Below are 22,484 nucleotides of genomic sequence, written 5' to 3' on the forward strand. Positions count from 1 at the left end.
AAATAAAATCCATATCGGAGAAAAGGTAAGGTAAGGAATACCAACTGTAGTTAAACTGTAGTAAAACTCCCTATACATTGAAGATTGAAAAAATAGATGTTTCTATACACATCAATATGAGGAGATTTTGGGGGAAAATAAAAAAGCCCTTACCTAGTGGTAAAGGGCTTTTATGAATATAATTTTTATCGTTCCGCATACATACGAGTAACTAAAATACCTCGTAAGGTTGACCCTGTAACAAGCAACATATTATTAATCTCATGTAACTTATGACAAACGACCGTTCCTTTTCACGGATTCTATTTTTTCTCTAGGCTTCTTTCTTCTTTCCTCAATGATCTCACTTTGACTCTTTACCTCTACTGGTCTTGATTTAGTACGTAAGTCTATAACTTTTTTGGGGGTCATTAGGGTCCATCCCTTTCTACTGTTTTCAGCTACCACGTTCCATTTGTTTTTTTAGCTTTTTCACTTTACTATCAAGTTGTTGGCTCAATTTATACATGTGGTCGTCTTCTAAATTATATTTAGGAAGTTTAGTTAGCGGTTTATCATTGAACAATGATTCTCTATTCTTCTTCACTTTTATTCCTCCCATACAAACCAATAATAGTAATACGTACTATCTGTATGGACAAATTATGAAACTTTTAAACATGCAAATAGAGACAAAAAAAGACAAGAGATTATCTCTTGTCTTCTACGAACCTGATACTTCTTTTTTATATTTTAGTTGTCTAATAGCCTTGTCAGCCTTAACAAATAAATCTTCCATATAATTAAGAGTAGGAATACTTGGCAGTTTAGAGATAGGTTCGTCTTCAAAAAGGGATTCAGTTTTTCTTCTTACTAACCGTCCTTTTCTTTGAATTCCACTATAACTTTTAATTTCTTCATTATCAAAAACTTCTTTAATAGCTTCTCTTACCAATTAAACCTCCTCCTTCCTTATATATATTTTACCAAATTTCATAAGCTTGTACACTATGAATATATTAATCTTCATATTTTCTTTCTCCATGAATTAATAACTGAAAGACTAATAATATTTGATACGTCTATATTTGTAATAGGTTGCCTTGGTGATGTTACAGCAATGATAACTGGATATAGCTCTTGAGTGAAAGGAATGAGGATTAGCTGGTTATTAACCTGAACAATATCCCCATTAACAATTTTTTTCTCCATTTCCTCATCTACATCAACACCTAAAACTGTCTTAAATTGGGTCGGAGTCTTTACTTCCGATTCAGGAAAAACAAGGATTTCTAACATACACGCTTCCCCATAATGAGATAATGATTCTTCTAAGTCGATACAGTAATCACTGACATTATCCCAGTCTTTTCGGAGAAAACGTTCACGAGGCAGCCTTGATAACAAATCCTTAAATACTTCTGCTTTCCCATACTCTAGTTTAATTTGCTTCCTTATTGCTGTATTAACGTTATCAATGTCTTGAACGTTTTCCACCTCAGCACCACCAAACTTCTTGATAAGTGGTGTAAGAAAGAGAGCTAAATCCACAAAGATAAACATTCCTGCTAAGTACAAATACCTCTGCCAATTGGCCGTATCAAATCCTGTCTCATTTATAAGGATGATCATCCCAACGAAAAAGAAAAAATACCATGAGCGTCTTAAGTTTTGTTTGTACTCTCTAAAAAATACCGGTTCTGTCCAACTTAGATAAACAATAAGAGTTGTGATAAGAAGCAACATTAGATATTTATTATCTTGTATGAAACTAAGGGTGCTTGTTCCCCAACCGGTTCTAACAAAGAGAATACTCAATATAAAGCCTATCACGGCTATCCCATGACGGATATTCTTTTTTCGTCTCTCAGCTTTTTCTTGTTCTTTCGTTTTCAAATTCATTCCCCCTCGTAACAAACAAATGTTTCATTTGTATGTACTTTTCATCTTTATACTCTTAATTTAATGCACTATGACAAGGGCAAATAGCCCTTGTCATAGTGACTTATTCCACAGTAAGTTTATAAATTATTATATACTTCTTCAAATTCAGGAGCATCTAAAACCTCCGAGTTAAACACGATTTGGTAAGCTTCATCTTCACTACCTAGTCGTTTTGTTAGATCTGTCACCTGGAATTTAATAAGAGCATCAACCTCTGCTAACTTCTTCATTTTTTTTAAGTCAAATTTCATTACACATCTCCCACTCTCACCGAGATTTTCATACTATTACATATTTATTAAAAAAACACTTTATCTTGTCTTTCCTAACAGATAAACACTACTAACTTTATGTTCAGGAAAGTCAGTTAAATATTTGTTACTTGCTTCTTCTTCTGATGTAGCTTCAATATGGCACCCAAAACCTTGGCCTAATTTATCAAAAGAATAAACAAAGTACATATACCATTTGACTGGGTTACAAAAACGTTCAATTTCTCTATTGAGTTGTTTATCCCACAAGTCGTCAAAACACTCATCACAAATTTTGCTTATTGCAGGTTCAACTGTTTGTGATTTACATTTTATACACAAACTTTCTTCTCTCGGCATTGATGTTGTTTTACTTTTGTTAAAACATACATCACATACGAATTCACTTTCCACTTGCTTGCAGCATACGCATAGAGATTTATTTATTACTGTCATATCTCTTCCCCTACCTCTTTTTTAAAGTATGAAACAACTACATCCCTCACATTTTGATTAAATAACGAGTTGAAGTTGCCCATTATCATTTTCTTGAACAGCTTCACTAATTTTATCTTTAACAGTAGCAACCAACTCTGACACCTTTTGAAACGACTTCCTCACAAAACACTCGGCTATTTTATTGCCAATTGCTGAAATGACCTGACAAGAAACAGATTGACCTAACATTTCATAGATTCTTGTCATTGGCGTATGCTCTGGAAACTCAAACCAGGAAGGTACACCTAGAATTCGTCGTATTTCATCAATGGAAAGGAATCTCCAAGATGTTTTATCCTCGCTTAAAATATATGTCGAAGAGGCGGACTGCCCTCTGTAGCGCCGCGGGATGCATTGAATCTCCTTCACTTCTTCATCTACAAATGTCTTATCAAGAGATCGATCCTTCCAAGATGAACCTCTATCTTGAAAATTCGTCATCCACGTTTCAAGAGACTTCCATTCATGTTGTACATGCTTACCATCTAAGAAGTCTTTTAATTTACGTCGACGAAGATTCGGTACTTTCGGCCACTGAAAGTTTGCGAACATCTCTTCTTCCTTAAACGCTATACAATACGTGCGTTTTCTAGTAGCAACACTCCCGAAATCCCATGCTTCAAGCTGCTTTTGAGTAAAGAAAGGATAATCGTCTTTCAATAAATCCTTTAATAATAACCATTCATCCGTCTTATACCACTGTGGGACATTCTCGAAAAACACGACATCCGCTTGTGACGATCGAATGATCTTTGCCGTAGCAATCGCTAAAGAATTTATCACGTTACCAGCTTGAAATCCCAAAGAACTCGATTCATTGCAAGGTGCCGTAACTAGACAAACATCCGCTTTCATCACCCCATGACAATCTTTTGCATCACCGTTGTATAAAAGTGAGTGAGGATAGTTATGCTTCAAAACCTCAGCTGAATCGTCCTCATACTCTATCTCCATAACAGGTGTGAAAAATCCGGTAGACATTAATGCACTCGTCCCTACTCCACATCCTGCAAAGGCAGAAACCACACGAATTCTTTCATCATTTAATGATTCAAGCGTTTCGGTCTCCATTAGACGAAACTGTAAAGGACGGACAATAATTTGAGATAAATCCCCCTGTTTTTGGACAATAATCTCCACTTTGTCTGTTAAGGATAAAATGGATTCATATCGGTCACCAGCTGTATCAATCAAAGGGCGAACTTTTTTACTCGTCTTACTCTCCCTACCCACTACATGAATAATATGATCATGTTCATCAATAGGATTATTTTGTAAAACGATTTCATTTTCTCTAACCGATACATAAACAGGCTGCTTCTCCACTAATCCCGCAGTTTCACAAACAAGATGGTGCAACCATATACCGCTCTTTCCATTTTTCATTCTCTTCGCATATGTCTTTCGTAATAATGGTTTCATCCTATTATCCTCCTAGTATTTAATAAAATCTTCTTCCGCTAAACTGGATCTCTTGTAAAAAAGAGGAACAGGTTTGCCTAATGAAGCAAAACCTGTTCCTCTCATTGTTTATTTTATTAATCTCCTATTGAATAAGAATGGTACACAAAAATCGATCCATCTTGTCTACGATTTTTATATCGATAGTTGTGTTCCTTCTTTAGCATATCCGCTAAAGAATCAGCCAGTTTATCATAACGAGGCTTTTCCTCTTCACGTCTTTTTTCTTCATAGGAGCTTTCATCCTCTTTCTTCGGCAACTCTACCACAACTAGACGGTGGCCAGAATAATCGTAGTATGCATTTTCCTGACTGTGCCATTCTTGTACCTCTACTTTGAAAAATTCTCTCATGGTTTCTTCTCCCTCTCTATTGTTTATTTAGATAGTTAATTACATTTCCCATACACTTAAAGAAGAATTCCAAGAATAACCGTTGTTTACAGCTTCTTGTGAAAAACTAAGTCCATTAATTTCACCGTTTTCATTGGTGAAATCGTATCCCAGTTCTTCCAGTAAGGTTTGTAATTCACCGTCTGTCCATGTATTTTTTTGCATGGTTCTCTCTCCTTTTGACTTAATCTAAGTCATAAATAAAGAGGATAAGATCAAGTAAAAACTGAACTCATCCTCTCGTATTTTATTGTAAAGTTCCACTGGCAAGAAGGTACGCAATACAAATGGCTAAAGCTTTTGTATCGGCTTCAGCACAGTACCATGTTCCATCGTAACCTTTAATTCTAATTTCATGCGTCAAGGTAGGGATATTTTCGTAATACTGATATTCTTTTCCTATCAACAGGTCAAGCGAATGCTCTACTTCTGTTGAATAAGGAGGAAGATATGGTGAAACTTTCCCATCCTCATGAGAAAATTCTTTCGTAAGCATTTCCCCATTCATCGCATAAAAATTGGACCTCCGTACGTAAGCATCTAGTTCTCTAGAAGCCACATACGCTTTAGTGGGTGCATAGATATACTTCACTTTCTTTTTATTCTCTATTTCTAACTCTAATTCTTTTTGTTTATCATTCTCTCTTTTTAGGAGGTCAATAATTAAATAGACCAGAGCAACCATGGTTGCAAAATTAGGTAATGCTAAGATAGGCTTTAAAACCTCTTTATATGGATCTAGCAAACCTATACCATCAAGTAGAACAATAAATGTAATAAATATATAACTGTACATCGCATACTTTAATATAATCGTAAAATGTTTTCTCAAACGAATTACCTCATTTCTTAATTTTAATACTCTACCACATTGGTCAGTTCATTCAAACCCTATTAAAAAAAACAGTTAGAGTCCGAATGAAACTAGTATACCAATCTTTCAATCTTCCAATAAGCTTGCGACAAGTTTCATGAGAGTATCCATTCTGGCATGAATACGTTCACGTTCTTCTCCGATAGGATAAGCAATACTGTCCTTTGTTCCACAAACAAGATAGTCATTCATACGTTGATCATTCTCAAGTTTGTCTTGAACCCAGGATTCAAAGGCTCTAGCAGTTAATTCAACCGCAGAACTCCAATATTTACCATATTTTCCCTTATCAAGAAAAATGGCTTGCTCCAAAAATTGAGAACGGTTAGCGGGATAAGGTATTTCCTCTACTCGATTCCCCGTTTCTTGTTCATGAAGCCAAGCGATAGCTTGTCCAAACTTCTTTAACTCTCTCAGTTTTCGTTTATTTAACTTTTCCTTCTCGTCTTCACGATTTGCATAAAAGCTCATGGATAAGTGATAACTATACTGTTTATCAAGCTTTTCCTTGTAGTCCTTCATCATTTGTAACAGATCACCATTCGCTGCCTTGTAAGCATTTTTAGTGATGGAGCCAATACGCCATGAAGCACCTTCCTTATTATCATTAGGAAAGGTAGCAATTGAATTACCTTCATTAATTTCATGTAAAAGGTCGTTCATTGCACATACAATTAATGGATCAATTGAAGCTCCAATCGCATCCTCTTCAGAAAGATATCCACGCTTGCCATTTTTGAAATCATGTGAAAGGTTGAATAAGAAATGATCAAGTGAATGAAACCATTCATGAGCCGTTACACCTAAAACTCCTTTATTCTTGGTAAAGTTAATGACCTTCGATAGAGGTTCATAGTGTGCCAATGCTCGACCACCTTTTCCTCGGCTTCCAAATGCAAGAGCAAGCTCCCCACGTAACGATAAGGCTCTATCTGATACGTTTAATACGTCTGATAAATCCTGTAAAGCTTCGCTACAACGGAATAGATGTTCTTTCCCTTTAATATCCTCGACATAATGGCCAAACTCGACTGCTCGCAAGTTGAAGACTGTCATTAAATCTTCAGGTGATTCCACAAATGAATATCTTCCACCCTTACGATCTGGTCGGTCCGGTAACTTTCTCTCCCAAGCTGGTTTTGAACTAGCTTTCTTTTTCTCTGATTTCTTAGGTGCAAGCAAATCATCCCACGATTTAATCTTTTGTGCATTTTTTAAAAGAGAATCTGCGGATTTGGAATCACTGAAGAACTTGCAGAAACTCTTCCCAAGACAATCAAATCGATACGTTTGTCCTTCGGTAATACCAAACAATGCATTTCTACTTCGACGTAAACGGACTGCTGCTATTTGATACTCTTTGCTATCGATATCTACGGAACCTATTTCTTTTTCTAACTCATGAATCCGTTTAAGTACATAAGTACTATCACTATCCCAATAGCGAATAGCAAGTCCTACATCCTTAATAAAGGTTTGAACATCATCCCAACTTTTAATAGTATCCAAACGCTTTAGCAATTCTTTGGATGCCGTAAAATAAATACGACGTGCTTCCATTGAATCTTCTGTTGGAGCACCATCTATACGTTGAATCAGAAGTTGCTTAAACCTTGCTACGTCAGGTAACGTACCATTCTCTTTTTCTTTTTCTAAGTTGAAACTGCTGAATAATTCATTTTTAGTTACTAAGTCGGCTGCTATGGACTGATCAAGTTGTTCAATCTCACTTAAGGTATCCATATTATTTTCGTTCTGAAATTGTTTGCGAAGTTGGTGAATGTCTTTTTGTGCCATACCTATCTTTTCGCCAACATCATACGAATATTTTTTATTCGCCTGTTTCTCAGTACGAATATCAACCGACTGTTCATTATCTAATCCATAAATGGAATCCGTTTCATTGAAAAAGCTAATTTGCTGTTCTAACATCTATTTTTTCCTCCTCGTATTTGCTCATTGATTTGATTAGTCATTAAGAATGTGCCAAGCATATATCTTATTGAAATCGATAATATGAGTGGTGATATCGCCTGTTAAAGTGAACCAGGTATCATGTACCTTCTCTACCGTCCCCATATACTTATGAGGAATGGTATAGACAGAAAGATAGTCTCCTGCCTTAACGGTTTCTTTAAATGACTTTACTCCTAATGCATTCATGTGAACCTCTCCCTTTGTTTGATAAATATAAAAGAGGAAGCAAGCATCCTTACAGCTCACTTCCTCTCGAATTCGAGTTCTCTTAGACTAATTTACGTACCAGACCTTGTGGCGTGATGAATTTTATGGAAATTTCACGTTTTGTCCTGGTAACCTCTTTAATCGTAGTAGAACCATCATCGTTTATATGTTTTTCTTCCTCTGTCACTTTACTAACCATTTCTAACCCTTGAACAGCATGGTAATTATCACCTTTACCCATCAGTCCATTAATTGCACCACTTGCAAGAAGCAAGGCAATTTGGCCATTGGCTAAGTTAATGATAGGATCTCCGCCCAGTTCAAGTGTTCTAGGCTTGGAACGTTCCATAAATGCTTGAAAGCCTTTGCTATTTTGAATACCTGTATAATAGCTGTCTTTTCCCTCTAACTTTGTATAAAAGGTTTTAACCTCTGTACGTCCAGTAGGAACTTTCCATTTATGCCGACCAACTAAATGGTTAATAGGTGTCACATTCTTTTTTACAAATTCCTCTGACTCCATCTGCGTTAAGAATTCAAATATCTTCGGATTGTACTCCTTAAATTTACCGCCTTTTTTAGTACCAATGAAATAGCATTGCTTGAAATCATCGTAGTCCTCATCTGAGAAACGTAGAATCCCTACATTATCAAAATGAGTAGCCAAGAATCTAGCAATCTTTTCATCAGAAAAACGGTAGGAAGGAATGACATAGACCATTACCCCGTTAGGAGCAAGATATCGTGTATTCCGAACTAACTCGATATATTCTTTTCTATCAGCTCGTTCATCCTCATTTTTCATCGCAAAGTCGTAAGGTGGGTTTAACCACACCATCGAAAAGACATCATTTGAAATCACCATTGACTCAATAGGAGCGTGTAAGGCATGAGTAAGGAATTCCTTTGCTTTCAAGGCACGTCCTTTATCAATTTCCACTCCATACGTTGAAATGGTGATATCCTCTCGCTGTCCTTTTGTGAGTTGATGAAGAATGGCACCTTCTCCGCACGTCGGATCAAACACACTACAATCCCCTTGGAAATCTAGTAATTGTTTGATGTATTCGCCTTGTGCTTCAGGTGTAGCAAAAAAGCCCATTCTGAGCTTGTTACCGATTTGAGACATTTCAATTCCTCCTAGTATTTAATCATAGAAAAAGAGAATGACTATTCATTCTCTTGGTTTCAGTATTCCTTCAATATCGACCCGTCAAAGTGGCAGTTCATACATCCACCACCAAAACACTTCGGACACGTCTCAAAAATAGGTTCACTCTTTGTTGGAAGTTCCTCTTTAAACCCCAGTTGTTCTAAGTTATACCATTGCCCACAATAATTAAGGCCCTCCTGGTATTCAACTTGCTTGTAGAAAGTATCACGAAAATGTCTCTTCAAGTATTCTAAGAGATTTTCACGGTTCACTTCCCTTTTCACATCACCAAATGAAGATGAAAGGAACACTAACCTTTCTTCGTGTTCATTACAAATGTGAAAAGCAAAATATGATTCTACAACAACTCCAGATTCATTTAAATCCTCTTTTTTTACATACAGACAATCAACTGTCATTCTTTATCTCTCCCTCAAGGTTTTATTACTGGTTAGAGCTTGTTTACTTCAGCGTAAAACTCTTCTGACGTCATGCCATTAAACTCACGCATCTTTTCAAAGATTTTCGCTAATCCCTTTGTGTACTCGTCTAAAGTGACAGTACCCTTTTTCAATTCCTCTTTACTATTTTTAATAAAGATCGCCATCATAGGATCTAACATAATTTCTCCCCCGTTCTTCGGTTTGCTTAGCAGCCCAAAAGTCAAAATACAACTCTTGGTTCATGGACTCCTGAATAAAGTTCTCTGCTTTTTGTACTAGTTCTATCTTTCGTTGCTTTTGCTTAGGTGTGATATCGGTATCCCTTAAAAACACACTGGATTCTTCTAAATCAGCCTTAAGCACCTCGATAAGTCTAAGCGCATTGAATAAATTAACTTGCATACGGACCTCCTAAACAAATAAGAGTGTCCCGAAAACAGGAACACCCTCATAACTTTTTACTTTTAAAGAGCAATTATTGCACTCTAGAATTAGAACGGCCAGTCATCATCTGGAATATCAACAGGTTCACTGCCCGCAAATGGATCATCCCCATTAAAGGTATGTGTCTCTTGTTGATTTCTGTTACTGTTGTCATTCGACTGTCCAGTACCTTCTCCTTTAGGTTCTAAGAACTGCACACTGTCAGCCTTAACCTCTGTTACAAAAACTCTCTTTCCATCGTTCCCTTCGTAATTTCTGGATTGTAATCTTCCATCAATACTACATAAGCTTCCTTTACGAAGGTAGTTAGCACAATTTTCTCCCGATTTACCCCAAACAACAATGTTAAAGAAATCAACTTTATGCTTTCCATCTTCTTGCCCTGGCTTCTCCCAGACGCGATTTACAGCAACTGTGAACGTCGCAACTGGATCACCAGCTGGCGTATAGCGTAAATTTACGTCTTTTGTTAATCTTCCAATTAGTCCAACACGATTGTACATTCGAAAACACTCTCCCTATTATAAAAATAATTTTTATAATTCTCTTCTTCAAATTCCACTTTGCTGCTAAAAGGTCAATAAACGCAAAAAAGCACCCTTTAGAGCAATCTCCTGCAATATACAAAAATGTATATTTGAGATCACCCCAAAGAGTGCATACGTTTATTAAGTAACCCGCTAATCCATCATAAAAATGAGGATTGCAAAGAAAAATTAAAAAGAAAAAGAATATAGTTATAGTCTACTATGATTTGCCAAAACATGCAATATTGACATCTTAAGTTTTATATTAATCATCTATGGTTCTATTTGAGTAATATGGTAAAATCAAAGTGATGTAATGTTAATTTTTGGAATACGCCTAAATCGAAAGAGTTACAAATAAATATATTAAAAGGAGTGTAGATTTGAATTTGAAATTTGAAGATTACATACAGTCACAAAACTTCTCTCCAGAAGCAGTTAGTTTAATAAAAGAAGCGATAAAATGTTACAAAATCGGTGCTTATCGTGCTTCATTTCTAATGTCATATTACTTTGTTTTAAAGGTGTTAAAACATCGTTTAGAGCAAGCGAAGAATTCTAGACCTGATACAATATCAGAGGGCACATGGCAGGGTCTTTTAAACAAAATTCAGGATGATAGTGTGTGGGATCAAACAGTGTTTGATACTACCCAGTGGAAAATTGCAGATGGTAGAAGTAAAGTGTACCTAATAAATAATGATCTTAGAGAGGACATGGTATATTGGCGTAGGAAAAGAAATGACTGCGCTCATTCGAAGGATAATATTATTAGTTATCCTCATGTTGAATCATTTTGGTTATTTATCCAATCCAATCTAAGTAAATTTATAGTCAATGGTGGGAGAGAAGGATTATTAAATAAAATTGAAAAACACTTCGACTCAAACTTAACCCAACCTGGACAAGATTATTCATATCTTATTGAACAAATACCCTTTGTTGTCAAAACTAGTGAGATAAGTGATTTATTAAGAAATATCAATGACCTTCTAAAAAATATAAGCTATCTCTATATTGAAGATAAAGAAGATGATTTTTATAAGTTTTGGAAAGATATTGCGTTCTCAACAAATGAAGCTGTGAATGAAGGATTTATTCAATTTATCACCTCTGACCATGATATTTTCAAAGATTTTATTACTGTCTATCCTGAAAAGTTGTTAATGTGTACAAAAGATGGCGAATTGATTAGGTTATTATGGAACGATTACTTCTTTAAGCGAGGTATTATAAATAGCGATGGATTCTGGGACTTAGCTATCATTTTACTAGAAAACAACTTAATAGATCCTAGTGAGAAGGGTTCATTCGTGGAAAAATTAGCATTGAATGGTTCTATACAAAAAATAAAAACTGAACAGATTGCTACATTGCGAAAACACGGATTCTTTCAACCAATAAGAGAATATTTATTCGAGGATCAAAAATTAATAAAACCGCATACGGGGTATAATACAGCAAATTCTTTAGTTCCATTAATTATGTTTTACATAAAGAATGAAGAACTATTAGATGATTTGGTTATATCTCATTTAAACTCCCTCTTAGAAAAAATGACATTTGGTTCATTTTTTGATGCCTTTTCAAAATATTTGGAGGAGAATCCCTCTGTAACCGAAGTATATGTCAAGAATATCGAACGGCAAGGCTTAAAACCAGCACCTATCTTTACTGGTGATAATGAAGAAGAAACAAATGATACTGAAGAATAAAATATATTTTTCAATAATTTCACATAACTTTTTTTGTGTAATGTATGTTTAAATGTTATAATTTAGATAATTATCACATAAGTTAAAAAAGAGGACTGAAAGTGTTCCAGCACTCTCAGCCCTTCTGATAGTACAACCGCAGTAACTACGGTCACTGTGGGCGTGAAGATGAAAGATAATCCACCTAGCCGGACAGCTAACGGGTGGATTATTTTTTGTTCATCTTATCAATTAGTACAATAATGACATTGAATAAAGCAATGAAGAGTAGCCCTGTACTTATAAAGATTTGAACATGATCCATACACGCAGCCCCCTTTCTCCACAGAAAGAGTTGACCGCATTACCCGTTTTACTATCCTCTTTATTATAGCATTTTTTTCCTCATAATCATACCTAAAAAAGAACGTGTGTTCTGTTTGTTCACCTGAAATCAAAAAACTCCTTACAAAGTCTCAAGTGACTGTAAGGAGTTTTTTCATGTAGCCATGTTGTGGATTCGTGTTGTTTTTTAAAGGAAGTGATAAGTATTTCACCACTTCCTAGTATTGTTATGAATCTCTCGGTCATTGCTGAGAATAGCCTAAAAGCCTAAAATGGCGATTACTCATCATTGATTCTTCACTATGCGTTTGAAGTCTTTTATTTCACTCTCTTGCTTAATAGAACGTGCAGAAAGAGTATCAATAACTCTCTGTTGATCTTCTAATGTATCCTTGAGTTCGTCTGTTTTTGCATCGATATGTTTCTCGATTTGTTCGAAGTATGGTCCAAGTCCATTAATAAGGTTTTCTTTTAACTGGTCTTGTCCTGATTTAAGGTCAGATACATCTAATTTTAATTCTTTCTGACCTTTTTCTAAACTATCAAGTCGATTATTAACCTTTTGAAGTTCGCCAAGTATTTGCTTTAAAGTTTCTTCCATTCGGTTTCCCTCCAATTTCTTTTTATATTATAACACGGCTCAAGAGAATATTTTCATCCTCTTTAACTTTTATCATCTATCTAACCTAAGCATCTTCAAAGCCAATTGTCTTAATTGCTTCTTGAACAGATTCCTGAAGTAGGCCGAATTATTTAAATAACTTTGACGAATTAAAATAAACTATTTGACCTTTTTCATTTTCTCTACAAGACGACCAATGAAAAGCACTTCTTGAAATACCACTTAAATATGTTTCTCTTCCTAATATTTCCAATGCTTCTTTTGCTGATATTTTCTTATCATCCAATTCGTATGTTGTCTTTCTTGTTGCCACTTCAATTTGATAAAAGTCCTTCTCTGGAAATCCCCATTTTAGTAGTAACTCTTTATCTTCGCTTGTCAATTTCATTTTTACATTCCTCCTTATTTGTTTAGGTTAACTTAAGCAATATCCAGAACAAGTTGTTTAACGTTATACTCTATTGGAACTGGCGTCTTGCCCAATGTAACTAAAACACGATTAATCTGTTCCAATTCTTTATAATCCACAATCGATTGAGACTTAATATGATATGCAGCCTGGTAATAACGCTCTGCAAAAAGATCCCAATCCATTTCTTCCACTACTGGTTTTTTATAAAGCCAATCTTGAATTAAACGAAAGGCATCTCTCTCCTCTTGAATGGACTCATCACAAACAAGGAAGTAACCAATATTCCAAGCAAAAGCCTCTTTCTCACCAAGATCGCAACAATCTATGTAATAAAAGAAGGATTGACCTGTTTCTTTCACTCGATCTTCGATGTATTGAACCATTTCATCTCGTCCCATTGAGAAGTCTTGATGTACCCAAAATTGAGGATGAGGATTCGTAGTGTCCTTTGTTTTTAACACACCGTTTTCGTCAAATACCACCGGACCATCGTATTGCCAATCTAAAGGGGTTACATCGCTTAATGAGATGTGATATCCCTCTTCTATCCAGCAATCCACAATGGCTTCAATAATGTCCTTTTCAATCAATTCATAGCCTGTCTGCTGTTCAATATAGAGTAATTTACGAAGCAGCAATAGGCGGGCCGTAATCGTAAGGGAACCTGGGTTGTATTCTGTATCATTTGCTCGATCATATAACTCATACTCAGACCTTCTTTGTGATTCAACACTATAATCAATGATTGAGTCACGTAAGAAGTCTAGCTGATTTTTGGTTCGATTCTCTTCGTTTATTCGCTTATTTGTATGCTTCAGATTGACACGCTTTACGGGCATACGATACCTGGCATCGTTTCGGATGGTGGCAAGCACCTGTTTGTACTCATAAAGAGGTTGTAAGCTAAAATCTTTTGAAACAAGATCTTTTAGCATTTTATCTTCTACCACCGCAGTACACACCCAACATCCATTTCGACCATTTCCACAAGAGGTTCCCTGTCCATCCGTCTTGATACTACATTCAAAAATTTCTTCAGGATAAAAACTTCTCAGTTCCTCAACTGGTGTACCCCATGGAAACGTATCAAAATCCGCAAAATAGCCCCATAACTGACTTCCATCCAGATATTTTATTGGATGGTATACCAAGACATTTTCGTACTTGTTGTGTTTCGCAAACTTGGTTTCATCAATACTATGCTTAGATATGGAATTCTTCCTACGAATAGATTCATTATCTCTAACTCCAAGACCTAAGATCGCATCGTGTTCTTCCCCGAAAGTAACAGGACAATCTCTTAATATTTCTTCTGTGATTTTCTCGACAGCATTGATTTTGAGCTTTTGAGAACACCAACGGAATCTACCGATTGGACTGACAGGTGGATTTCCCTTCCCTAGCACTTGAAGCCAGTAATTATCCCTTTTAGCTGGAGTGGCGATATGTGCAGTAATGGGTAGACCCTGTTCTCTAGCTGCCTTGTTCACACGTTGAACAGACCTTCTTAAATAGGCTTCCATATCTGGTGTTTCTACTGAGGTTGCTGATGTTATGACGTGTACTTGATTCGTTCTCATTTCAGCGGGTAAATTCGAAAGCATTTCCCATATCAATAAGAGCATTGCCGTACTGTCTTTCCCATAGCTGACCGCTAGTAACCAGTTTTTTTCTTGATTGAGATATAGTTGAGCCATTTCCTCTTTAATTTCATTAAATGGTTGATAAAAATCAAAACTCATTTCACACCCTCCTCCTTACATAAAAAAAAAAAGAGGACACTCGTATCTCGAATGTCCTCTCCCTATCAAATAGTTTTATTAAGTGCTTTTTTATAAGCTTTAGTTGAAAAATCTCATTAATCATTGTTTCTTTCATTTATCACTTCTAGAAAATCCGGCCACACGGGTTCATCTTCGTAAACGCGAGTAAACATTGGTCCAGTTTCACCGTCCCACCCATACTCTAAGATTAATCCGTTTTCTTTATGGCAATAGCAATAGATATGGTAATAAATTTCATCCTCGTCCTCATCAACTTTTGGAAGATTCAATAGCTTAATTAATTCATCTTGCCAAGTAGAATTAATAATATCAGTTACAAGCTTAGGACCTTCTAGCTCTAAAAGATGAATAATGTGAGTGTAAGGGATTTCCGTCACCACAACATCAAACTTTGCACCATTCATCTCTATACCTTTTTGTTGCGCTATTACAGAGACTTCCTCATTTAGCTGATAAGGTACAAATTCCGGTACTTCTACCTCTCCTCTTTGTATTGGAACGAACACTGGAAGTAATTCTTCTTTTAGATATGTTTGATCCGCTACGTAATCTATGAATCCTCCAATCGTTGTAATGAGAGGGATATCCAATACCGATACAATCCTCACATTTTTGAATCGATTTTTTAGAATGAATGCTGAAATTTGTTGAGGATTATTTTCAACGTTGTATCGTTCTCCCTCAACATATCCATACAAATAAGGTCCATTAAATTCCATTTTATTCATAATCTTGTCTCCTCCATTTTGGGTTTGAAGCATGTAAAGGTAGCATTCTACTGGCTACTTCTCATGCTCACTTTTCAAATTTTTCGTTAATCTTTTTCAGCACCTCGGTATAACTTTCTACTGTCCACAAATCATGACCGTCTATTGTCCTTATAATCGTTTTATCTCCTGCATCAAACATGGTACAAATATGATTAGGATTTACGGATACCCTTGCGCCTGTTTGACTATCTGTTACTTCAATGAACAACGTTCATTTCCTCATCCAGCCTAAGCTCGTTTCTTTTCTAGGTTTAGCGAAGTTAGAATTCGTCTTTTTTGTTGTTGAGCCAAAATCTTTTGCTCGACATCTAGTGCCATCACAACGAAATCTAGCCGAACATCATGTAAGGTTCTAAACTGTTCAATTTCACTAGATTTAATGGTTCCTTGAAACACATACGAATCTAACAAACTGTTATCCACTTTGGAGTACTTTAACAAAAAATCAGAACCAAAATGTTGATAAATCTCCATCATGTCATATTCCTGTGTATTCTCAATTAAGGAAACCGAACCATATTCATGCTCGACTTTTTTCTCAGATTGAAGAATGTCACACTGCATCATGCCTGATTTGAGATCTTCATATATTTGAGTTTGACGTTCATAAAGTACTTTCAAATTTTTAATGGTCTTAAGTAACTCTCCTTCACCTAAACTGCGGAATTCAGCAGCTGAAACCTCAACGACTGCTTTCCCCAATTTATTAAGGGAAGGTTTAATATAGTAGGTGGATGGGAGTCTGAAATCTTCTAGCATATCCATGGTTGCTAGGTCATCCTTTAGGGCTTTGTTATCGATTTTGGCCACTAAAGGAAATAAACCTAAATCGTCCAGGTATTCATGTAAAGATTCATAGTCCCAATTGTATACTCTCTTCGTAACGAATTTGGCGACAAGGTTCAGGTCTACATACTCGAATCGCTTGGAATCGTGATCCTTTAGACAATGACGAAGCTGGTCTTGTGCTCCTAAAATCCCTTTTTTCTTATCTCCTTTTAGGTGTAATTCAACTTGCTTTTTTTCTCTGTATCCTCCACTAGTAATGTAGTTTTCCATCAAACTAGCTGCACTTTCAGTTTTCATGTTACGTTCCCCTTTCTCTTACATGTTGTAAGATGAAATTTATTGATAGATATAACGGAACTCGCTAGCCTGTAACAAACCTGTATGAAAGGCATGTAAAATCATAGGCAGTTGGCATAGGTACTGTTGGTCACGAAAATAGTGAAGGAAACCATTTCGGATTTCCACTTCAACCGTATCCATGGGACCAATCACTTCGAGTTTAGGATGGTTCGAGTACTTCGCAATAAAATTAGGTATCTCTGAAGCTTGAAATAAAACTTCTTTGACTTCCTCATTCATGCTGTTGTAAACCATCCCGACCACCGCCGTATCGTCCGTTAATTCAATGAATTCGTCCGTTAGAATCATTTTCTTTTTTCTCTCCTTGTTTCATGACCACGGTCATTAATACTCTCTTTGCAGTATTCGGGTCCATTTGTTCAACCAATTCGAATCTTTTATACGGATCTGACTCACAAACGAGCTTCCGATATGCTTTAGCTGATTGACGGTCTAACATAAATGGCCCTCCTATTGATCAATGGCATAAGAAGATTCCATTTCCATCTTCTTCGCATTATTTCTTTCAATTGTTTGATACCCTTCTACCACGCACATGATGACGGCAACAATCATCGCTACACAAAATGCTTTCTCTACCAATTTGTCTAATTTCTTTAACATAATGAGTCCTCCCGAATTTTAATAAAAAAAGCGGCACCAATCCCTGATTTGGAATTAATACCGCTACCTCAACCTGCATGTTTTTGTTTTATGTTCTGTCATTACCACTGATATATTGGCAAGTGACTAACTAAATCACAATCTCTGTCCAACATTACCCACTCTATACCCTCACCCTCAGCAAATTCGATAATAGTAACGAGGTCGTCAGGTATATGTAGAACATCGTCTTTCCAACCTTTAATAATAGGAATAAACCACCCATATTCAGCTTTGGAATAAACAATTAGAGGCAAACTATACCTTTGGTGTTCCTCTAACCATATTGACGTACTTTCTTTTATATGAAATGTAGAAAGTTGTAACATTTTTACTATATTCATACATTGCCTCCCTTATAAAGTTACTTCAGCAAGAAGTGACGACTTGCTATGCAAAAAAGCTTTACGTACTCCTTCTACTAATTTCACTTCCATACATTCTAATGCGTTTGCAATGGTTTCCTTATTCGGTAATGTATTAAGAGCATTTGTAATCTCTGAATCTTGATAAAAACAATCTCTGACTACATTGACCTGCTTAGTACCAATATAAAATAATCCGAAACTCATTGTCGTTTCCTCCCTGTGTTTGTTTTGGTTATACCGCTACTTCATTTCCCATAAAAGAAAAGAGATCGATTTTGTTCGGCATTAAATCATCACGAACCTTATCAATCTCTTTCATACACTCAATGACTTGATGAATTTTTCTTGTTTTCTTCCGTAAAGAGAGAATCAATGCATGATCGATTACCACACAATTCAACTCCCCTTTTTGAAATAATCCCTTTGTTTCCTTCATAAGAAATGAAGGTCGTTTCCTCATTTCTCTTATCCAATCCTCAAATTTCATAGATTCATCGAACAACGTATATTCAATCGCTTTGATAGAAGGTTTAAAGCATCCCACGGATAAATCTAGTAGGTACATGCCCCCATCTATACTTCCATTGAAAGAAATGCGATATGCCCATTCGACTTGGAAATCACCATACTTTTTAAAAGGAGTAATACGAAATTCGTGATGATCCACTTTCCAAAGAAGACTATCTCCCTGGTGGACGAAATTCATTCCTCTTAAGTATTCTTGTAATTTCTTAGGATGAACGTTGAGAAATACTGTAAGTCGATAAGAATTCAGTGGTTTAAACATATCAAACACACTGAATCACCACCTCGCATAGACGATGACAATCTGACATGCCTACATTACCTTTGTTCATAGAAAACACCCTTTCAAAAGTTTTAATTCATTAACCCCCCATTTGTTCTAGAAACGCAAAAAAGCCCCTAGACTAATGTTTTCATAAAGCACAAAAAAAGTGCTGAAAATCATTAGCCCAGAGGCTACGTGCGTTTCATAGATACCCGCTAATCCCGTTAGGATTGCTAAAAAAAAAAAAGAAAAGGTTAATAATTTTATTATACAGGATAGTAGTGATGTAAGACAATAAAAAATCCCCTATTATAGGGGAAAAGAACAGTCCTCAGAAACTTTATAAAGCGTTTCGGATGTATAGTTATTAAGAATTTCTTGAAACTCACCTTCAGATAATGGATAACTACTATCTAATGCCTGGTCCTGCATTGTTTCAATGGTTTCTTTTGAAAGAGTATTTAAGGGTAGTTCACGATAAGAGCTTAGTACACTTACATAAGAGTCTTCTTCAGCAGTTGATACTTCTTTCATTACATATATTAATTCCACATATACTTGATCATCTAATATATATCTGGACTTTTTTATAAAGTATTTTAATTCTTCTATATGTTGGCTCATAAATTCCAACTCCATTTCTATAGCAATCATTTTCATTGGCTATACCTCCATTACGAAACTAGGAATATGTCTAAACTTTATAGTACAAAACAAGTTCGTCCATACTGTGTTTTTCCCTAGTTAGGCGGTATAAATCGAAAAATTCTAGTATTTTTCTTCAAAAATATGGTAGTTTTTTTCAATATATATAATTTATATTACCTTAAATGAGAATAAAATAAAAAGGAAAAACTTTAAAAATTTCTCATAAATATAAAAAGATTTTTAAACTTATGAGGAATTTCCTTTTTGTAAAAAAGATGCTTTGATCCTAATCATAAAATATATCCTCTAAAAATTATGTCATAATTTACCTGTGAAAAGGGAATTACTTCGACTTTTTTTGTAGATTTTTGTCGAATATTCTAGTTTTATTTCAAATTAACATGTAGAAAATAAAAAAACAAGAGTTTAGCACTCTTGATAAGTTATTATCTTATATTTTTTAAAATGATAGTTACTATAGTTAGTCACCAAAACTAATGTTTGTATACATTTTTTTAACTGGTCTCTGTTCAGAGGGAGTATGATTTATATCCATTTTCTCAATTGGTTTCTGCTCAAATTGTGTATGTTCCTCATTGTCTTCAAAACTAATATTTGTATATTTATTTTCAACCGGTTTTAACTCTAAAATAGTTTGATCCTCACTTACTTCTAATTTTTCATTTAAGCAATACACAACACTCACAATAGTATTGATAACTTTCTCCATTTTAAAGTTTATTTGATACTCATCAAACCGTAATACTGTCCAATCTAATGATTGTAAATAGTCATCTCTCTCCTTATCTTTATTCTTTCTATAAATGTGCCAATATCCATCTACCTCTATATTAATTTTCCGATTATCACTTGTAAAAATGGAAAAGTCATTTTTAAACCCTCTCTTAGGACAGGGAATTACTTGTGTAAAAAAAATTATCCCTATGGAATTTAACTCTAAACCTAAAATCTTTTCTAATTCCGAACCATATGTATGCTTGCACTCTATAAATTCCCATCCTATTCTTTCGTCAATAACTTCATAGTTTATAATCTCCTCTAGTTCCTGGAGTGAAAAAAACTTAAAGTCACTAGTTTCCTTTACCCTTATGCTTCCACTTGGGAATATTTCAAGAAATGCTTCTAATTGATTTGCACTAAATAGTGTAATTTCTACAGCTTCGTTTGAAAACGGAGTTCCTATCTCCAATATGTATGTTCTCACTTTCTTGTTTATTTCTGTTCTATCAAGAGTTTTAATATTATTTTCATAAACGCTTTTATTTATCACTCTCATCCACTGCCTCTATATAAATATATAAATCTGACATCTATTTATTTAATAAGGAACAACATACTTTTAAAGATTTCGCATAATTTGTTGCTGTCATCATGTGCGATGAAATTATTCATATGAACTACTAATTAGTCACAAAAACTCATATTTGTATTTTTATACTTAAGATCACAACAATTACAGACTAATCTAAATTTATTATTAAAAGTTTATTTTCCTGCGTGTTATTTAAGTGAAATATTATTACCACTATGAATGAAAAGAAAAACAGAATAAGAAAGAGTATGAGAATAAAATCCCAGATTAGCCACTAAAGTCCTGTTTTTATTATACTTTAAGGGATGTTATTAATAAGTTTCTGTAACATTATTGTACTCCACACACTTTATTTTTTCCTGTGGTCTTCGCCTCGTACATATATTCATCTGCTTTTTTAACAACTTCTTGTAAACTCTCGACTTCTAAACTCGTGGAGATTCCAACTGAAATGGTAACAACCGTTTCATGCTCTATTCGGGATCTTAATTCTTCGGCAATTCGTTTAATCGAACCTTTTTCTAGTTCCACTAACAATACAATTTCTTCTCCACCATATCGCCCAGCAATCCCCTTCCCTTCAATAACTTCTTGGGCAATTCTAGCAACATGCTTTAATGCTTCATCCCCTGCTTCATGACCTTGTGTATCATTCAACTTTTTAAAATTATCAATATCGCAAAAGATAATCCCAATTTCTCCTTCATTCCCTTTTACCTCGGTTTGTTTCGTAAAGAATCTTCGATTATATAAACCAGTTAAGGCATCAGTAATAGAGGAATAGGCAGCTGCTTCCATCACATCTACGACTCTTACAAAGAACAGGAGAAAGAAGGTCGCAAAAGTTAATAATAAGAAGGAACTGAATAGAAATATAAATGCTAGATTAGATGGGACTAAGAAGGATAACGTTCCCGCTATACCTGTTAAAGTCATGAATAACACAGATACCGCATAAAGAGTTGGTGTTGCTGTTTCTTCTCGCTTTTGCCAAAACAAATAAGGGGGGAACCCTATCATTACTAGATAAGAGACTAGTTTCCCGAAAGTCGGTGATATGGCAAAAATAAGCGTTATAAGGAGCAACACTCCGAATGGTATCAACTGTTTTCTATCATTCTGTCTATACAGATAATGAATACCCGTTAGGATCACTAAGAGTGATAGAATGGATAATGCCATAACAGTCGATCTCATCGCAAGAGTAGAAGAATAAAATTCGATTGTAATGAATATAAAAGGAATGATAGACATTACGAGTATGGAAGACAGAATAAGGTACACTTTCTTATAGGTACGGATGAATAAATTGACTCCCATACATATCATCAATAAGATCACAATGGCCACAAAGGAAATTGGAAAAAAGAATAACTGATTCATCTATCTCTCACCTTCTTTATTAAAATCACATGAACAATAATTAATGTTAATCTTAGGCTCTTACTCCAATATTCAATAATCCTTCAGAAATCACACTCGCTAATGAAGGTGACTCTCTTTTAAATTTCTTCCACTTTACCTGTTTAGGTAACTCGCTATTAATTATTTGATGGATATCTGCAGGAATACTATTATTAATTACTCTAAAATATGAGAAACAAATTTCTCCATCACCCGCTTGGAAGTTCTGTTCCGATATAAGGCTTTTCCCTAAAGGAAGTTCAATTACTAATCGAATTGGCTCGTAAATCAAGACATATCTCGGACTCATTAATATAGCTCCTTTCTAAGTATATTTATTACTATGTTATATCCAATAGTTTAAAGATGGTTT

At 35.1% G+C, this 22,484-nt stretch carries 34 protein-coding genes; 1 reads left to right on the plus strand and 33 read right to left on the minus strand.

The features are described from left to right. Positions 1 to 270 precede the first annotated feature (270 nt). The 17 genes from ACFSCX_RS06340 to ssb all read right to left on the minus strand — a co-directional run bounded on the left by ACFSCX_RS06340 (position 271) and on the right by ssb (position 10,126). A complete protein-coding gene (locus ACFSCX_RS06340; protein ID WP_377927328.1) occupies positions 271 to 411 on the minus strand; it encodes a hypothetical protein in 141 nt (46 codons plus the stop codon). A gap of 25 nt (positions 412 to 436) precedes the next feature. Beyond that, complete coding sequence (locus tag ACFSCX_RS06345) at positions 437 to 586, minus strand: hypothetical protein (protein ID WP_377927329.1); 150 nt, start codon at positions 584 to 586, stop codon at positions 437 to 439. A gap of 117 nt (positions 587 to 703) precedes the next feature. Beyond that, positions 704 to 934 carry a hypothetical protein gene (locus tag ACFSCX_RS06350; RefSeq protein ID WP_377927330.1) on the minus strand — a complete coding sequence of 77 codons (231 nt, stop codon included), beginning with the start codon at positions 932 to 934 and terminating at the stop codon, positions 704 to 706. 71 nt (positions 935 to 1,005) lie between these two features. Further along, positions 1,006 to 1,875 carry a type II toxin-antitoxin system SpoIISA family toxin gene (locus ACFSCX_RS06355; protein WP_377927331.1) on the minus strand — a complete coding sequence of 290 codons (870 nt, stop codon included), beginning with the start codon at positions 1,873 to 1,875 and terminating at the stop codon, positions 1,006 to 1,008. A gap of 125 nt (positions 1,876 to 2,000) precedes the next feature. Continuing rightward, positions 2,001 to 2,174 carry a hypothetical protein gene (locus ACFSCX_RS06360; RefSeq protein WP_377927332.1) on the minus strand — a complete coding sequence of 58 codons (174 nt, stop codon included), beginning with the start codon at positions 2,172 to 2,174 and terminating at the stop codon, positions 2,001 to 2,003. A 60-nt stretch (positions 2,175 to 2,234) separates the two neighbouring features. Then, a complete protein-coding gene (locus ACFSCX_RS06365; RefSeq protein ID WP_377927333.1) occupies positions 2,235 to 2,630 on the minus strand; it encodes a hypothetical protein in 396 nt (131 codons plus the stop codon). A 57-nt stretch (positions 2,631 to 2,687) separates the two neighbouring features. After that, complete coding sequence (locus ACFSCX_RS06370) at positions 2,688 to 4,094, minus strand: DNA cytosine methyltransferase (protein ID WP_377927334.1); 1,407 nt, start codon at positions 4,092 to 4,094, stop codon at positions 2,688 to 2,690. A 116-nt stretch (positions 4,095 to 4,210) separates the two neighbouring features. After that, positions 4,211 to 4,486, minus strand: coding sequence for a hypothetical protein (locus ACFSCX_RS06375; RefSeq protein WP_377927335.1), 276 nt, complete (start codon positions 4,484 to 4,486; stop codon positions 4,211 to 4,213). Between the two features lie 39 nt (positions 4,487 to 4,525). Further along, a complete protein-coding gene (locus ACFSCX_RS06380; protein WP_377927336.1) occupies positions 4,526 to 4,690 on the minus strand; it encodes a hypothetical protein in 165 nt (54 codons plus the stop codon). Positions 4,691 to 4,772: 82 nt separating this feature from the next. Beyond that, entirely contained in the window at positions 4,773 to 5,357 is a 585-nt protein-coding gene (locus ACFSCX_RS06385; RefSeq protein WP_377927337.1) for a hypothetical protein, read from the minus strand. A 108-nt stretch (positions 5,358 to 5,465) separates the two neighbouring features. Beyond that, positions 5,466 to 7,331: an LPD1 domain-containing protein gene (locus tag ACFSCX_RS06390; protein WP_377927338.1), complete on the minus strand. Its 1,866-nt coding sequence runs from the start codon at positions 7,329 to 7,331 to the stop codon at positions 5,466 to 5,468. 36 nt (positions 7,332 to 7,367) lie between these two features. After that, entirely contained in the window at positions 7,368 to 7,562 is a 195-nt protein-coding gene (locus ACFSCX_RS06395) for a hypothetical protein (RefSeq protein ID WP_377927339.1), read from the minus strand. Positions 7,563 to 7,644: 82 nt separating this feature from the next. Next, a complete protein-coding gene (locus ACFSCX_RS06400; RefSeq protein ID WP_377927340.1) occupies positions 7,645 to 8,712 on the minus strand; it encodes a DUF6094 domain-containing protein in 1,068 nt (355 codons plus the stop codon). 59 nt (positions 8,713 to 8,771) lie between these two features. Continuing rightward, entirely contained in the window at positions 8,772 to 9,155 is a 384-nt protein-coding gene (locus ACFSCX_RS06405) for a hypothetical protein (RefSeq protein ID WP_377927341.1), read from the minus strand. Positions 9,156 to 9,187: 32 nt separating this feature from the next. Continuing rightward, on the minus strand, positions 9,188 to 9,358 hold the full coding sequence (locus ACFSCX_RS06410; protein WP_377927342.1) for a hypothetical protein: 171 nt from the start codon (positions 9,356 to 9,358) through the stop codon (positions 9,188 to 9,190). Continuing rightward, the gene (locus ACFSCX_RS06415) at positions 9,327 to 9,581 is read right to left on the minus strand and encodes a hypothetical protein (RefSeq protein ID WP_377927343.1); all 255 of its coding nucleotides are present in this window, start codon (positions 9,579 to 9,581) and stop codon (positions 9,327 to 9,329) included. Before ACFSCX_RS06415 ends, ACFSCX_RS06410 begins: the two co-directional genes overlap by 32 nt. Before the next feature lie 89 nt (positions 9,582 to 9,670). Then, a complete protein-coding gene (gene ssb / locus ACFSCX_RS06420) occupies positions 9,671 to 10,126 on the minus strand; it encodes a single-stranded DNA-binding protein (RefSeq protein ID WP_377927344.1) in 456 nt (151 codons plus the stop codon). 407 nt (positions 10,127 to 10,533) lie between these two features. Here ssb and ACFSCX_RS06425 point away from each other — a divergent pair, with 407 nt between their 5' ends. Beyond that, positions 10,534 to 11,865, plus strand: coding sequence for a hypothetical protein (locus ACFSCX_RS06425; protein WP_377927345.1), 1,332 nt, complete (start codon positions 10,534 to 10,536; stop codon positions 11,863 to 11,865). A gap of 610 nt (positions 11,866 to 12,475) precedes the next feature. On the opposite strand, the gene ACFSCX_RS06430 is transcribed toward ACFSCX_RS06425, so the two are convergent. The 16 genes from ACFSCX_RS06430 to ACFSCX_RS06505 form a co-directional block, all read right to left on the minus strand. Further along, positions 12,476 to 12,790, minus strand: coding sequence for a hypothetical protein (locus ACFSCX_RS06430; protein WP_377927346.1), 315 nt, complete (start codon positions 12,788 to 12,790; stop codon positions 12,476 to 12,478). A 148-nt stretch (positions 12,791 to 12,938) separates the two neighbouring features. After that, entirely contained in the window at positions 12,939 to 13,199 is a 261-nt protein-coding gene (locus ACFSCX_RS06435; RefSeq protein ID WP_377927347.1) for a hypothetical protein, read from the minus strand. A 32-nt stretch (positions 13,200 to 13,231) separates the two neighbouring features. Further along, complete coding sequence (locus ACFSCX_RS06440) at positions 13,232 to 14,965, minus strand: adenine nucleotide alpha hydrolase family protein (RefSeq protein WP_377927348.1); 1,734 nt, start codon at positions 14,963 to 14,965, stop codon at positions 13,232 to 13,234. Between the two features lie 116 nt (positions 14,966 to 15,081). After that, entirely contained in the window at positions 15,082 to 15,735 is a 654-nt protein-coding gene (locus ACFSCX_RS06445) for a hypothetical protein (protein ID WP_377927349.1), read from the minus strand. A 67-nt stretch (positions 15,736 to 15,802) separates the two neighbouring features. Beyond that, positions 15,803 to 15,985: a flagellar FlbD family protein gene (locus ACFSCX_RS06450; protein WP_377927350.1), complete on the minus strand. Its 183-nt coding sequence runs from the start codon at positions 15,983 to 15,985 to the stop codon at positions 15,803 to 15,805. A 20-nt stretch (positions 15,986 to 16,005) separates the two neighbouring features. Further along, complete coding sequence (locus ACFSCX_RS06455) at positions 16,006 to 16,863, minus strand: hypothetical protein (protein WP_377927351.1); 858 nt, start codon at positions 16,861 to 16,863, stop codon at positions 16,006 to 16,008. 39 nt (positions 16,864 to 16,902) lie between these two features. Further along, positions 16,903 to 17,214, minus strand: coding sequence for a hypothetical protein (locus ACFSCX_RS06460; RefSeq protein ID WP_377927352.1), 312 nt, complete (start codon positions 17,212 to 17,214; stop codon positions 16,903 to 16,905). Next, the gene (locus ACFSCX_RS06465; protein WP_377927353.1) at positions 17,189 to 17,365 is read right to left on the minus strand and encodes a hypothetical protein; all 177 of its coding nucleotides are present in this window, start codon (positions 17,363 to 17,365) and stop codon (positions 17,189 to 17,191) included. The genes ACFSCX_RS06460 and ACFSCX_RS06465 overlap by 26 nt, the downstream gene beginning before the upstream one ends. Before the next feature lie 11 nt (positions 17,366 to 17,376). Next, on the minus strand, positions 17,377 to 17,529 hold the full coding sequence (locus tag ACFSCX_RS06470; RefSeq protein ID WP_377927354.1) for a hypothetical protein: 153 nt from the start codon (positions 17,527 to 17,529) through the stop codon (positions 17,377 to 17,379). A gap of 101 nt (positions 17,530 to 17,630) precedes the next feature. Further along, a complete protein-coding gene (locus ACFSCX_RS06475) occupies positions 17,631 to 17,912 on the minus strand; it encodes a DUF5983 family protein (RefSeq protein WP_377927355.1) in 282 nt (93 codons plus the stop codon). A 12-nt stretch (positions 17,913 to 17,924) separates the two neighbouring features. Continuing rightward, positions 17,925 to 18,140, minus strand: coding sequence for a hypothetical protein (locus tag ACFSCX_RS06480; RefSeq protein ID WP_377927356.1), 216 nt, complete (start codon positions 18,138 to 18,140; stop codon positions 17,925 to 17,927). Positions 18,141 to 18,168: 28 nt separating this feature from the next. Further along, the gene (locus ACFSCX_RS06485; protein WP_377927357.1) at positions 18,169 to 18,732 is read right to left on the minus strand and encodes a hypothetical protein; all 564 of its coding nucleotides are present in this window, start codon (positions 18,730 to 18,732) and stop codon (positions 18,169 to 18,171) included. A 303-nt stretch (positions 18,733 to 19,035) separates the two neighbouring features. Further along, positions 19,036 to 19,386, minus strand: a complete 351-nt coding sequence (locus tag ACFSCX_RS06490; RefSeq protein ID WP_377927358.1) for a hypothetical protein — start codon at positions 19,384 to 19,386, stop codon at positions 19,036 to 19,038. A gap of 469 nt (positions 19,387 to 19,855) precedes the next feature. Next, a complete protein-coding gene (locus tag ACFSCX_RS06495) occupies positions 19,856 to 20,671 on the minus strand; it encodes an endonuclease domain-containing protein (protein WP_377927359.1) in 816 nt (271 codons plus the stop codon). Between the two features lie 366 nt (positions 20,672 to 21,037). Then, positions 21,038 to 22,090 carry a GGDEF domain-containing protein gene (locus tag ACFSCX_RS06500; RefSeq protein WP_377927360.1) on the minus strand — a complete coding sequence of 351 codons (1,053 nt, stop codon included), beginning with the start codon at positions 22,088 to 22,090 and terminating at the stop codon, positions 21,038 to 21,040. A 52-nt stretch (positions 22,091 to 22,142) separates the two neighbouring features. Next, positions 22,143 to 22,421 carry a hypothetical protein gene (locus tag ACFSCX_RS06505; RefSeq protein WP_377927361.1) on the minus strand — a complete coding sequence of 93 codons (279 nt, stop codon included), beginning with the start codon at positions 22,419 to 22,421 and terminating at the stop codon, positions 22,143 to 22,145. Positions 22,422 to 22,484: the final 63 nt, after the last annotated feature.

The organism is Bacillus salitolerans (assembly GCF_042680805.1).
Taxonomy (GTDB): domain Bacteria; phylum Bacillota; class Bacilli; order Bacillales; family SA4; genus Bacillus_CJ; species Bacillus_CJ salitolerans.